Below are 12,286 nucleotides of genomic sequence, written 5' to 3' on the forward strand. Positions count from 1 at the left end.
CTCCTCGAAGGCCGGGCGGAGACGTCCGCCCCGCGCGGGCGTCGTCGCTGTCAGATTCCGTCCAGCATACGGCCGTGGACGGACACGTTAAGGGACCGGGTCCCCGGTCGGCGCCGAGGGGCCCGGCCGCGCGGCCGGACCCCTCGGCGGGCGTCGTCGGTCAGGCAGACGGGCGGGTGATCTTGCGGGAGGCGAGGACCTCGTCCACGAGGCCGTACTCGAGGGCCTGCTCGGCCGAGAGGAACTTGTCCCGGTCGATGTCCTGCGAGACCTCCTCGGGCGTGCGGTTGGTGAGGGAGGCCAGCGTCTCCTCCATCCACACGCGCATCCGGTTGATCTCCTGGGCGTGGATCTGCAGGTCCGTGGCGGTGCCGCGGTCGCCCTGCATCGCCGGCTGGTGGATCAGCACGCGCGCGTTGGGCAGCGCCAGACGCTTGCCGGGGGCGCCCGCGGCCAGCAGCACGGCCGCGGCGGAGGCGGCCTGGCCCAGGCACACGGTCTGCACCTCGGGGCGGATGAACTGCATGGTGTCGTAGATCGCCGTCATGGCCGTGAACGAGCCGCCCGGCGAGTTGATGTACAGGGTGATGTCACGTTCGGAGTCCATCGCCTCGAGCACGAGCAGCTGGGCCATCACGTCGTCGGCCGACGCGTCGTCCACCTGCGCGCCGAGGAAGACGATGCGGTCCTCGAAGAGCTTGGCGTAGGGGTCCTGACGCTTGAAGCCGTAGGGGGTGCGCTCCTCGAACTGCGGGAGGATGTAGCGCGCGTCCGGCGTGGGCAGGGAGGGCATCCCGGTGGGGAGCCCGGCGGGGAACTGGGTCATTCTTGGTCTCCTGGAGAGGGTCGGGACGGTCCGGGCCGGGCTCAGCCCCGGACGCCGCCGCCGCCGGTCACGGACGCGGCACGGTCGGCGATGTGGTCGATGAAGCCGTACTCGAGGGCCTCCTGCGCGGTGAACCACTTGTCACGCGCGTTGTCCTCGAGGATGGTCTCCACGGACTGGCCGGTCTGCTCGGCGGTCAGCTCCGCCATCACCTGCTTCATGTGCAGGATCAGCTGGGCCTGGATGCGGATGTCCGACTCGGTGCCGCCGATGCCGCCGGAGGGCTGGTGCATCAGCACGCGGGCGTGGGGGGTGGCGTAGCGCTTGCCCTTGGTGCCGGAGGCGAGCAGGAACTGGCCCATGGACGCGGCGAGGCCGGTGGCCACCGTCACGACGTCGTTGGGGATGTACTGCATCGTGTCGTAGATCGCCATGCCCGCGGTGACGGAGCCGCCCGGGGAGTTGATGTACAGGTAGATGTCCTTCTCCGGGTCCTCGGCCGAGAGCAGGAGCAGCTGGGAGCAGATCGCGTTGGCGTTGTCGTCACGGACGTCCTCGCCCAGCCAGACGATGCGCGACTTCAGCAGCTGGGTGTAGAGGAAATCCTCGCGCTGCGCCGGGTCCACCGAACGCATGCTGGGGGTGATGTCGGTCATCACTTCCGCCTTCCTGTCGAGATGTCCACGGGCCTCCCGAACGGCGGCCGCTCGCGCGGACGGACGGGTCCCTGATCGAGTCCGACACTAGCCGGGCGTCCGGGCCAGCGCGCGGGACGCCGTCGGCGTTTCGCTGTTGGCGCAGGTTGTCGCGGCCCCCGCCCGGGGCCGCCCACCGGGACCCGGGTACGACGACGGCGCCCCCACCGGCGTGGGCGGGGGCGCCGTCGTCGTGGCTCGGCGGGGGTGCGTCCCCACCGGCCGGGATCAGGCCTGCTCGGCCGCCTCGTCGGCGCCCTCGGCCTCGGCGCCCTCGGCCTCAGCGTCGAGGGCCTCCTGGCCGCCCGGGGTCACGAACGCCGTCAGGTCCACGGCCTTGCCGTCGGTGTCGGTGACCTCGGCGTACTCGAGGACCTTGGCCAGGGCCTTGCGGCGGCGGACCTCGCCCATGATCATCGGGATCTGCCCGCCCTGGTCGAGCATCATGGCGAACTGGTTCGGGTCCATGCCGTACTCGGAGGAGGTGGCGATGATGTACTCGATCAGCTCACCCTGGTCGACCGTGACCTCCTCGGCCTCGGCGACCTCGTCCAGGATGACCTCGTTGGCGAACGCCTCGCGGGTGTTCTGCTCGAGCTCGGCACGGTGCTCGGCGGTGTCGTGGTCGTCGCCCGCGGTGTGGCCGCCGGCGGAGAAGTGCTGCTCGACCTGCTCGGCGATGACGCCGTCCGGCACCGGGACCTCGACGAGCTTGGCCAGCTCCTCGAGGACCTTGTCGCGGGCCTCGACGCCCTGGCGGTTCACGGCCTCCTCGGCGGCCTGCTTCTTCAGGTCCTCCTTGAGCTCGGCGATGGTGTCGAACTCGGAGGCCAGCTGGGCGAACTCGTCGTCGGCCTCGGGCAGCTCGCGCTCCTTGACGGCCGTCAGCTCCAGCTTGACCACGGCGGTCTCGCCGTCGTGCTCGCCGCCGTTGAGCGTGGTCTCGAAGGTGGCGTCCTCGCCGGCGGACAGGCCGTCGAGGGCCTCGTCGATGCCCTCGAGCATGGTGCCGGCGCCCACCTGGTAGGACAGGCCCTCGGCCTGGTCGACCTGCTCGCCGTCGACCGTGGCGGTCAGGTTCATCGTGACGAAGTCGTCCTGGGCGGCCGGGCGGTCCACATCCTTGAGGGAGCCGAAGCGCGAGCGCAGGGCGTCGAGGGCCTTCTGCTCGTCCTCCTCGGTGGCCTGGGCGGGCTCCACCGTCACCTTGAGGCCCTTGTAGTCGGGCAGCTCGATGGTCGGGCGCACGTCGAACTCGGCGGTGAAGGCCACCGGGCCCTCGGCGTTCTCCGCGTCCGGGGTGGCGGTCACGTCGACCTCGGGGCGGGAGATCGGCGTGACCTCGGCCTCGGCGATGGCGGCGGAGAACCAGGTGTTCAGGCCCTCGTTGACGGCCTGGTCCACGACGATCTCGCGGCCGAAGCGCTGCTCGATCAGGCGCGCCGGGATCTTGCCCTTGCGGAAGCCCGGGATCTGGACCTGGTTGGCGATGTCCTTGAACGCCTTGTCCAGGGCGGGCTTCACCTCCTCGAACGGCACCTCGACGGTCAGCTTGACGCGGGTCGGGCTGAGGTTCTCTGCGGTGGACTTGACCACGGATGACTCCTGTTGGTGGTGGTGGATGGTCTTGACGTCGAGTCGGGGTGACAGGATTTGAACCTGCGGCCTCACGCTCCCAAAGCGCGCGCTCTACCAAGCTGAGCTACACCCCGCCGTCGTCCCCGACGCCGGCGGGCTCACGCGGTGGAGGCTCGCCGGGCACCCGAGGGACTGCCCGAGGGCAGACTGTGGAATCCTAGCGCGCCGTCTCGCGACCCGCGAAAAGCCGCGACCGCCGGCCCGTGAAGCCGTCCATCGTGGCGTTGACCCCGAGGACGTCCATCGCGCGGTCGAAGACGGGCGCCGGCAGGGCGCGCAGGGGCGCGATCAGGCCGACGGCGTGCGGCAGCAGCAGGCGGGTGCGGCCGGCCTCGACGGCGTCCAGCACCTCCTGCGCCACGTGGTGCGGATCCAGCACGGGCAGCAGCCAGGGCACCCGGCTGCGCACGCCCGCGAACATCCCGGTGTCGATGTAGAAGGGGCAGACGGCCAAGGAGGTGACGCGGCTGCCGTCCTTGCGCAGCTCCGCGGCGAGGGACTCGGCGAACCCGACCGCGGCGTGCTTGGTGGCGGAATAGTCCGTCTGGCGTGCGACGCCGACCAATCCCGCGGCCGAGGCCACCGTGACCACGGCCCCGCGGTCCCGGGCCCGCATTCCGGGCAGGACCGCCCGGGTCAGCCAGTACGGCGCGAGCGCGTTCACCTCGAAGGTGCGGCGGATGCCCTCCTCCGTGGCGTCCTCGAGGCGCGCTCCCGTCACGACGCCCGCGTTGTTCACGGCGACGTCCACCTCTCCGGCGCGGGCGGCGGCGGCCTCGACGGCGGCCGCATCCGTCACGTCCACGCGCTCGGCCCGGGCGTCCGCGCCCTGAGACCGGATCTCGGCGGCGACGGCCTCAGCCCCCTGCAGGTCGAGGTCCCAGACGACGACGCGGTCCGCACCGCGGCGGGCGGCCCCCAGGGCGATCAGTCGACCGATGCCGGACGCGCCGCCCGTCACGAGGACGGTGGTGCCGCGCAGGGACAGGGGACGACGGCCGGCGAGGGCGGACGCGGCCCTGCGGAGGGCGGGACGAAAGCCGTGCATCATGCCTCTTCCCCCACGGCCGACGCGGGCCCGCCGTGATACAGTGTCAGCCGCTGGTCCGCGCCGAGCGCGGCCCCGCGGGGATGTAGCTCAATGGTAGAGCCCCAGTCTTCCAAACTGGCTACGCGGGTTCGATTCCCGTCATCCCCTCCGGACCTCATGAGCCGGGCCGTCGTGTGCACACGATGGCCCGGCTCATGACGTTCCCGGGTGCGTCGTCGTCCGCGCCGGTTCATTGACCGCTGTGCCCGGTCGGGCCTACTACAGGCCTCTCAGCTCTGACAGGTGAGGCAGCGGTAGAGCTTCCGGGCCGCCATCTCCTCCACCACGATCGTCTCGCGCCCGCACACGAGGCACGCCAGGCCCTGCCGCTGGTACACGTAGTTCGCGTGCTCGGGCCACGCGGCCTCGGCGGGCACCCCGGGCCGGTGCTCCGGCCGGGTGGTGACGATCCGCCCGAGCCGCACGCCCTCCCGCATCAGCGCGGCGTTGTCCGCCCAGAGGAATGCCAGGTCCGGTGCAGAGACCTCCCGGGCCGGCCGCCACGGGTCGATGCCGGCGCGGAACAGCGCCTCGGCCCGGAAGATGTTGCCGATCCCGCTGACGGCCCCCTGGTCCATCAGCACGACACCGATCGGCCGTCGTGTCCGCCGTGCGAGGTCGTAGAACGGCGCGGGATCGTCGTCGTTGAGCGGATCCGGGCCGAGACCGGCGACGACATCGGCAGCCTCGGCCCGGGTGAGTGCGCGGCACCGGCTCGCGCCGATCAGGTCGGCCCAGCCGTGCTCGGCGCGCAGTCGCAGCCGGACCGTGGAGGCCGGCGGCGGGGGCTGGACCCAGCCGTCGGCGTCGCGGTCGGGCTCGGCGGCCGGGGCGCCGTCGTCGTGGACCTCCCGCTCGCCGATCCGGCGGGGTGCGCCGATCGAGGACGCGGCCGCGAAGTCCTGATCCCCGCCGAAGGTCCACGCCCCGTACATGCCCAGGTGCACGTGGAGCACGTGGCCGCCGGAGACGTCGGCGAAGAAGTGCTTGCCGTGGGCCCGGGCGCGCTTCAGGACCTGGCCGTCGAGCAGGGCGGCCCCCTCGGCGAAGCGGCCCTGCGGACTCGTGGCGCGGATCCGGCGTCCGCCGAAGACGTCGGTGAACTGGCGCGCGAGACGGTGGACGGAGTGGCCCTCAGGCACTCACATCAGCACCTCTCCGGTGGTCTCGTAGTGCGCGATCTTCGCGATGCGGCGCACGTGGCGCTCGTCCTGGGAGAACGGTTCGGTCAGGAAGGCCTCGATGAGCTCGGTGGCCTCCTCGAGCGAGTGCTGCCGACCGCCGACGGCCACGACGTTCGCGTCGTTGTGCTGGCGAGCCAGCCGCGCCGTGTCCAGGTTCCAGGCCAGGGCGGCGCGGACGCCGACCACCTTGTTGGCGGCGATCTGCTCGCCGTTGCCGGAGCCGCCCAGCACGATGCCGAGCGAGTCCAGTCCCTGCTCGCGGTCGGCGACGACGGCGCGGGCGGCGTTGATGCAGAAGCCCGGGTAGTCGTCCTGCGGGTCGTACTCGGTGGGTCCGTGGTCCACCATCTCGTAGCCGGCGGCGGTGAGGTGCTCCACCAGGTGGGCGGACAGCTCCATGCCGGCGTGGTCGGTGGCGATGTGGACGCGCATGCGCAGACTCCTCCAGAAGGACGACGGTCGGGTGGGGTCAGTCTACGGACGACCCCACCCGGCCTCCTGCTCCCGGGGCGGGCCGGCTCAGATCAGCGCGACCGATCGCTTGGGCTCGCGCACCGGCATGGGCTCGGGATCCTCGCTCGCCGAGGAGAGGAAGCCCTCCCCGGTGAAGTGGCCGTTGCGGGCGCGGAAGTCGTAGGCGTAGTCGGGCCAGATCAGCGTCAACTTGCCAGAGCGGGGGTCCACGTACCAGGAGTGGCAGCCGCCGTCCACGAGCCACACCGAGGTGGCGGCCCGCTCCTGGAGACGGTCCACGTAGTCCTCCTGGGCAAGTGCCTCGGGGACCATCGTCCGGATTCCCTCGTGATCCGCCCGGTCCAGGGCCTCCACGATGTACGCGATCTGCGACTCGATGATGTAGACGATCGAGTTGTGCCCCAGCGAGGTGTTCGGCCCGTTGATGGCGAACAGATTCGGGAATCCCGCCACGGCCGTGGAGTCGAACGCCGCCATGCCGCTGCTCCAGTGATCGGCCAGGGAACGGCCCTCACCGTCGTGGACGCGGTCGGCGAACGGCGGCTGCGCCGCCTCGAAGCCGGTGCAGAGGACGACGACGTCGACCTCGTACCCGTGACCGCTCACGCCGAACAGCCGGCTCCCCTCGACGCGGTCCAGCGCGCTGTCCTCCAGGGTGACGTTGTCCCGGGCCATGGCCGGGTAGTAGTCGTTGGAGACGAGCACCCGCTTGCAGCCCGGCAGGTACCGCGGCGTGAGGCGCTCGCGGAGCTCGGGGTCGGAGACCGCGGCGGCCAGGTGCCCGAGGGCCTGGGCCCGGACCTGGTCCAGTGCGGCCGGCACACCGCGGCGCTGGGCATAGCTCGACTCGGCGAACCAGAAGATGTCGTCGCGCTCGCGCTGCATGGTGTGCGGGGCGCGCTCGAACATGCGCCGCACGGCCGCGGAATACGGCTTGACCACGCGCGGGGTGACCCACGCGGGGGTGCGCTGGAAGACGACGAGCTCGGCCGCCGTCGCCGCCAGCTCGGGGATGATTTGGATCGCGGAGGCGCCGGTGCCGACGACGGCGACACGCTTGCCCTTCAGGTCCACCGTGTGGTCCCAGCGGGCGGAATGGATGACCTCGCCCTCGAAGGCGTCGAGACCCGGGACGTCCGGCAGGCGGGGGTCGGCGAGGTGCCCGGTGCCCATGATGAGCCAGCGTGCCGTGTAGGTCCCGCGCGGGGTCCGCACCGTCCACCGCTCCGTCTCGGGGTCCCAGTGCGCTTCGAGCATGTCCGCCCCGAGACGCAGGTGCGGGGTGAGGCCCTCGTCCTCGGAGAAGCGCACGAGGTAGTCCTGGATCTCCGGGCCCGGCGTGTAGAAGCCCGACCACTGCGGGTTCGGGGCGAAGGAGAAGCTGTAGAGGTGGCTCGGGACATCGCATGCGGCGCCCGGGTAGGTGTTGTCCCTCCAGGTCCCGCCGACCTGCTGGGCGCGGTCCAGGATGAGGAAGTCCTCGCGGCCGCGACGCCGTAGCTGGGCGCCCATGCCGAGGCCGGCGAATCCGGAGCCGATGATGAGGATCTCGGCGGACTCGTCGCGCGGTGCGGGGCGCACGTCGGTGGTGGTGGTCGTGGTGGTGGTCATGGCTGGCCCCTCTCTCAGGCGTGGGTCTCGGGGATGATCGCGCCGGCCGGGTGGCGGTCGGGCTCGCGCAGGTGCAGGTCGACGATCTGCATGAGTTCGGCCGGGCGCTCGAGGAAGAAGGCGTGGCCGCTCGTCATGGTCGTCAGCCGCGCGTCGTCGATGATGCCGAGCAGCTCGTACTGGTGATGGGGCGGGACCATGACGTCCTCGGCACAGGAGACGATCAGTGTCCGCGCGGTGACGGCGGAGAGACGGTCGGCGACGTCCACGCGGGCATTCAGGTCCATCTGCCGAGCGGTGAACTCGTCCGCGGTCAGGGAGGCGAGTGCTCCGTCGAGCATGGCCGGGGTCAGGGAGCGCAGGGCCAGCGGGGACAGGCCGCAGAAGGCCGTGTAACGCGCCAGGGCATCAGGGCTCGTGTCATACAGGTGCCGCCAGACCTCGTTGCGCAGGCGCTGGTGGACATCCGTCGTCGCCCAGCCGGCCACGAGCACGAGGTTCTCCACGCGGCGACCGAGATCGGCGGCCAGCTGCCCGGCGACGACGGCGCCGAGCGAGTAGCCCAGCAGGTCGAAGGCGGCGTCGGAGCCGAGGAGCTCGTCGACGGCGGCCCGCACCTGGCCGACCAGCAGGTCGACGGTCAGGTCTGCGGCGGGGTCGGCCGTCGGCGCCCAGTCGACGGCGATGACGCGCGTCCGCGTGGCCATCATCGGGAACAGGTGGCCGAAGTGCGAGGCGGTCGTCCCGCCCGTGCCGTGGACCAGCACGAGAGGCCGGTCGAGCTCCCCGGGCGTCACCGAGTCGTGGCAGGTGACGGAAGCACCGTCCACGCTGACGGTGCGCGTGACGGTCGATGCGGTCAGTGGCATGGGGCTCCTCCTGGAAACCAATATGTGGACTATTGGACCCGACACCCGCGATGCGACGCACCCTACATGTCCCAGCATGGCGTGTTCATTTCTCATAATGCAAGCAGGGGCGGCAATCATTGAGTCCATCAGATGGAACTGGCTCCGACGCCGGAGCTGCGGCACGATGGACCGGTGACCCCTCTGACCCCACCCACCGGCGTCCTGCCCCGCGCCGCCCTCGTGATGCGCCTGCTGCACGAGGCCGGACCCGCCGGCCTGCGGCTGAGCCAGCTCGTCCAGCGGACGGGCCTGCCCCAGCCCACCGCCCATCGACTGCTGGCCGACCTGGCGGAGGAGGGTGCCGTGACCCGGCGCGGAGCCGCCTATGCACTCGGTGATCGGTGGGGCCCGGTCGGATTCGAACCGGTGACGCCGCGGTGCCTGATCGAACGCGAGGGCAGCCGGGCCGTGGTCCAGGCCGCCGCGGACGAGCTGGGGGACACGGTCTACCTGGCGGCACGGGTTGCGGGCGGAGTGGCCTACCTCCTGCGATGCGACGGCGACTCCCCTGTGCGCGTCTTCACCGTGGAGGTCGGCGAGGTCAAACGGCTTGCCGCCGGGTACGCCGGCATCGCGCTCCTGGCCTCCCTGCCGCCCGAGCGCCGGCGAGCGGAAGTGGACGCGGTCGTCGCCCGGCCTCCCCGCCGCTGGAACCTGACGGATGACGGGGCCCTGCACGACCTGCTGGACACCCTGCTGCGTCAGATGGACGAGCAGGGGTGGTGCGGCGGTGTGCCGGTCGTGCCCGGGGTGGCCGGAGTCGCCTGTGGCGTTCCGGCGCGGACGGGAGGCATCCCCCAGGTGTCCCTCACGGCCTCGGCGGCCGAGCAGCGGATGCCACCCGGACGCGTGCCCGAGGTGGCTGAGGTGCTGCGTGCGGCGGCGACCCGACTGGCCGAGATCGGGGGCTGAGCAGGTCGACCGGCCCGCCCCGAGACGCGCCGCTCACGACGCTCGGGCCAGGTGGCACACTGGGGAGCACCGTGCCATGGCCCCCATCACAGGCGCCCGGCCGTGCCGCATCCGCCCGACCCCAGGAGGAGTCCGACCGTGACCACCGCCGCCGCCATGAACATCACCCGCGAAGAGGCCGCCGCGCGCGCGGCCGCCCTCACCGTGGACGCGTACGAGGTGAGCCTGGACCTCACCCGCGGCGCAGAGCACTTCCACACGGCCACCACCGTGACGTTCGCGGCCACGCAGGACGCGGTGGGCACCCACACGTGGATCGACTTCGTGGCCGGGCAGGCTCCCACGGTGACCCTCAACGGCGAGGCGCTGGACGTGGCGGACTTCGACGGCGCCCGACTGCGGATCGGCCCGCTGGCGGCGCAGAACACCCTCGTGGTCGACGGGCTCGGGGACTACAGCAACACCGGCGAGGGCCTGCACCGGTTCGTGGACCCCGTGGACCAGGAGGTCTATCTCTACACCCAGTTCGAGGTGCCCGATTCCCGCCGCATGTTCGCGGTGTTCGAGCAGCCCGACCTCAAGGCCGCGTTCCGCTTCACCGTGACCGCGCCGGCACACTGGGCTGTGGTGTCCAACCAGCCGGAGGACTCCCGCCGCACCCTCGGCGTCGTGGCGAACGAGGAGAACCTGCAGGGCGTGGACGCCGCGGTCTGGGAGTTCACCCCCACCCCGCGCATCTCCTCCTACATCACCGCGCTCGTCGCCGGCCCGTACGCCTCCGTGCATTCGGAGCTGACCAGCGCGGACGGCCGCACGATCCCCCTCGGCGTCTACTGCCGCGCGTCACTGGTGGAGCACCTGGACGCGGAGAACGTCTTCGAGCTCACCCGCCAGGGCTTCGAGTTCTTCGAGGCCCAGTACGGCCACGCCTACCCGTTCGAGAAGTACGACCAGCTGTTCGTGCCCGAGTTCAACGCCGGCGCGATGGAGAACGCCGGCTGTGTGACCTTCCTCGAGTCGTACGTCTTCCGCGGGACCGTGCCGGAGGCGCTGATCGAGCGCCGCGCCATCACCATCCTCCACGAGCTGGCCCACATGTGGTTCGGCGACCTCGTGACCATGCGCTGGTGGAACGACCTGTGGCTCAACGAGTCCTTCGCCGAGTTCATGTCCACGCTCGCCGCCGCCGAGAACACGCAGTACACCAGCGCCTGGACCACCTTCTCCTCCATGGAGAAGAACTGGGCCTACCGCCAGGATCAGCTCTCGTCCACGCACCCCATCAAGGCCCGGATCCGCGACCTCGACGATGTGCTCGTCAACTTCGACGGCATCACCTACGCCAAGGGCGCCTCCGTGCTGCGCCAGCTCGTGGCCTGGGTGGGCCAGGAGAACTTCATGGCCGGCGTCCGCGCGTACATCGCCCAGCACGCGTGGGGCAACACCGAGCTGCCGGACCTCATGTCCGAGCTCGAGGCGGCTTCCGGCCGCGATCTGTCCGAGTGGACCCGCGTGTGGCTCGAGACCTCGGGCGTGAACACGCTGCGCACGGAGGTGGAGACGGATGAGGCCGGCACCATCACCGCGCTGCGCCTGCGCCAGAGCGCCCCGGACGGCTCGCCGTCGGCGCCTGGCGACGACGTGCTCCGCCCCCACCGCCTGGCTGTGGGCTTCTACGACGTGGACGAGGCCACCGGCCGCCTGACCCGCACCGAGCGCTTCGAACTCGACGTGGCCGGTGAGGTGACCGAGGTCGCCGAGGCCGTCGGCCGCCGTCGTCCCGCCGTGATCCTGCCCAACGACGACGACCTGGCCTACGCCAAGCTGCGCCTCGACGACGCCTCGTGGGAGGCCGCGTCCACCCGCCTGAAGGACGTGGACGGCTCGCTGGCGCGCACGCTGCTGTGGGGGGCGGCCTGGGACACCGTGCGCGACGGCGAGGCCTCCGCCGCCTGGTTCGTCGACCTCGTCCTGGCCAACGTCGGCCACGAGCGGGACTCGTCCGTGGTGCAGACGCTGCTGCGCCAGCTCGCGACGGCGATCGGCCTGTACCTGCCCGAGGACCAGGCCGAGGCCGTGCGGGTCGCGGCGGCCGACCGTCTGTGGGGCCTCGTCGCGGAGGCCGAGGACGGCTCGGACAACCAGCTGCAGTTCGTCAAGGCGTTCGCCCTGCACGCGCGCACCACGGCGCAGCTGGACCGCCTGGCGGCCCTCGTGGACGGCACCCGCACCGTGCCCGGGCTGGACCTCACCACGGACCTGCGCTGGGAGCTGCTCACTGCGCTGGTGGCGGCCGGCCGTGCCGGGGAGGCCGAGATCGCCGAGGCCGAGCGCGCCGACGCGACCGCCACGGGCGCGCTCGCCGCGATCCAGGCCCGGGCCGCCGTGCCGACGGCCGAGGCCAAGCGCGCGGCCTGGGACCGAGTGATGGCCGGCGAGCCGTCCAACACGGAGCAGCGCCAGGCCCTGATCGGGTTCGCGCGGGTCCACGACGCCGCGCTGATCGCGCCCTTCGCGGACTCCTATTTCGAAGGCGTCGAGGCGATGTGGGACTCCCGTTCTCACGAGATGGCCGAGACCGCCGCGACGCTGGGCTACCCGACCGCCCAGGTCACCCGGGAGATCGCCGACCGCGCCACCGCCCTGTCCGAGCGGCTGGCCGGCACCCGCGCGGGGCTGTCCCGCGTCCTCGCCGAGGGCCGGGACGAGACCGTCCGCGCCCTGGCCGCGCGCGAGCACGCGACGGCGCACGTGCATCAGGTCCACGCCGGGGCCTGAGCCGGACGGCGGCTGACGCCTCTGCCGGCGCTTGCGGGGCAATGCTGCTGGTGGGTATTCCACGGAAGATGCCCTCCAGCACCTCCCCGGCCGCTGTCGGGGCGCGGGCTGGCTAGGTGTTGTGGGTCATGAGGTTCTTGCCACGAGGCGCCGGCTGAGATGAGACG

General features: G+C 71.8%; 10 protein-coding genes and 2 tRNA genes. 3 read left to right on the forward strand and 9 right to left on the reverse strand.

What is annotated here, in order from left to right; all coding sequences use genetic code 11:
- Nucleotides 1-160: 160 nt before the first annotated feature.
- The 5 genes from NR072_RS06505 to NR072_RS06525 all read right to left on the reverse strand — a co-directional run bounded on the left by NR072_RS06505 (nt 161) and on the right by NR072_RS06525 (nt 4,210).
- Complete coding sequence (locus NR072_RS06505) at nt 161-826, reverse strand: ATP-dependent Clp protease proteolytic subunit (RefSeq protein WP_041104792.1); 666 nt, start codon at nt 824-826, stop codon at nt 161-163.
- 41 nt (nt 827-867) lie between these two features.
- Nucleotides 868-1,482 carry a ClpP family protease gene (locus tag NR072_RS06510; RefSeq protein ID WP_169577765.1) on the reverse strand — a complete coding sequence of 205 codons (615 nt, stop codon included), beginning with the start codon at nt 1,480-1,482 and terminating at the stop codon, nt 868-870.
- 267 nt (nt 1,483-1,749) lie between these two features.
- A complete protein-coding gene (gene tig, locus NR072_RS06515) occupies nt 1,750-3,117 on the reverse strand; it encodes a trigger factor (protein ID WP_129866861.1) in 1,368 nt (455 codons plus the stop codon).
- 42 nt (nt 3,118-3,159) lie between these two features.
- Nucleotides 3,160-3,233: transfer RNA gene (locus tag NR072_RS06520), tRNA-Pro, on the reverse strand.
- Between the two features lie 83 nt (nt 3,234-3,316).
- Entirely contained in the window at nt 3,317-4,210 is an 894-nt protein-coding gene (locus tag NR072_RS06525; protein ID WP_095346840.1) for an SDR family oxidoreductase, read from the reverse strand.
- Nucleotides 4,211-4,286: 76 nt separating this feature from the next.
- Between NR072_RS06525 and NR072_RS06530 the strand changes: the two genes are divergently transcribed.
- Nucleotides 4,287-4,357 (forward strand) — tRNA-Gly (locus tag NR072_RS06530).
- A gap of 122 nt (nt 4,358-4,479) precedes the next feature.
- On the opposite strand, the gene NR072_RS06535 is transcribed toward NR072_RS06530, so the two are convergent.
- The 4 genes from NR072_RS06535 to NR072_RS06550 all read right to left on the reverse strand — a co-directional run bounded on the left by NR072_RS06535 (nt 4,480) and on the right by NR072_RS06550 (nt 8,387).
- On the reverse strand, nt 4,480-5,391 hold the full coding sequence (locus tag NR072_RS06535; RefSeq protein ID WP_256836573.1) for a DNA-formamidopyrimidine glycosylase family protein: 912 nt from the start codon (nt 5,389-5,391) through the stop codon (nt 4,480-4,482).
- A complete protein-coding gene (locus tag NR072_RS06540) occupies nt 5,392-5,865 on the reverse strand; it encodes a ribose-5-phosphate isomerase (RefSeq protein ID WP_119217347.1) in 474 nt (157 codons plus the stop codon).
- 87 nt (nt 5,866-5,952) lie between these two features.
- Nucleotides 5,953-7,518, reverse strand: a complete 1,566-nt coding sequence (locus NR072_RS06545; protein ID WP_256836576.1) for an NAD(P)/FAD-dependent oxidoreductase — start codon at nt 7,516-7,518, stop codon at nt 5,953-5,955.
- Between the two features lie 14 nt (nt 7,519-7,532).
- Nucleotides 7,533-8,387 carry an alpha/beta fold hydrolase gene (locus NR072_RS06550; RefSeq protein WP_159228113.1) on the reverse strand — a complete coding sequence of 285 codons (855 nt, stop codon included), beginning with the start codon at nt 8,385-8,387 and terminating at the stop codon, nt 7,533-7,535.
- Nucleotides 8,388-8,561: 174 nt separating this feature from the next.
- Between NR072_RS06550 and NR072_RS06555 the strand changes: the two genes are divergently transcribed.
- Nucleotides 8,562-9,341 (forward strand): IclR family transcriptional regulator, encoded by a 780-nt coding sequence (locus NR072_RS06555; RefSeq protein WP_159228114.1) that lies wholly within the window; start codon nt 8,562-8,564, stop codon nt 9,339-9,341.
- 156 nt (nt 9,342-9,497) lie between these two features.
- The gene (gene pepN / locus NR072_RS06560; RefSeq protein WP_205810576.1) at nt 9,498-12,119 is read left to right on the forward strand and encodes an aminopeptidase N; all 2,622 of its coding nucleotides are present in this window, start codon (nt 9,498-9,500) and stop codon (nt 12,117-12,119) included.
- Nucleotides 12,120-12,286: the final 167 nt, after the last annotated feature.

Source organism: Micrococcus sp. Mcc89, assembly GCF_024519795.1.
GTDB lineage: Bacteria > Actinomycetota > Actinomycetes > Actinomycetales > Micrococcaceae > Micrococcus > Micrococcus luteus.

Coding starts and splice junctions, on each gene's coding strand:
- NR072_RS06550 (WP_159228113.1), bottom strand. CDS start 8,387: ATGCCACTGACCGCATCGACCGTCACGCGCACCGTCAGCGTGGACGGT.
- NR072_RS06540 (WP_119217347.1), bottom strand. CDS start 5,865: ATGCGCGTCCACATCGCCACCGACCACGCCGGCATGGAGCTGTCCGCC.
- NR072_RS06525 (WP_095346840.1), bottom strand. CDS start 4,210: ATGATGCACGGCTTTCGTCCCGCCCTCCGCAGGGCCGCGTCCGCCCTC.
- NR072_RS06510 (WP_169577765.1), bottom strand. CDS start 1,482: ATGACCGACATCACCCCCAGCATGCGTTCGGTGGACCCGGCGCAGCGC.
- NR072_RS06545 (WP_256836576.1), bottom strand. CDS start 7,518: ATGACCACCACCACGACCACCACCACCGACGTGCGCCCCGCACCGCGC.
- pepN (WP_205810576.1), top strand. CDS start 9,498: ATGAACATCACCCGCGAAGAGGCCGCCGCGCGCGCGGCCGCCCTCACC.
- NR072_RS06505 (WP_041104792.1), bottom strand. CDS start 826: ATGACCCAGTTCCCCGCCGGGCTCCCCACCGGGATGCCCTCCCTGCCC.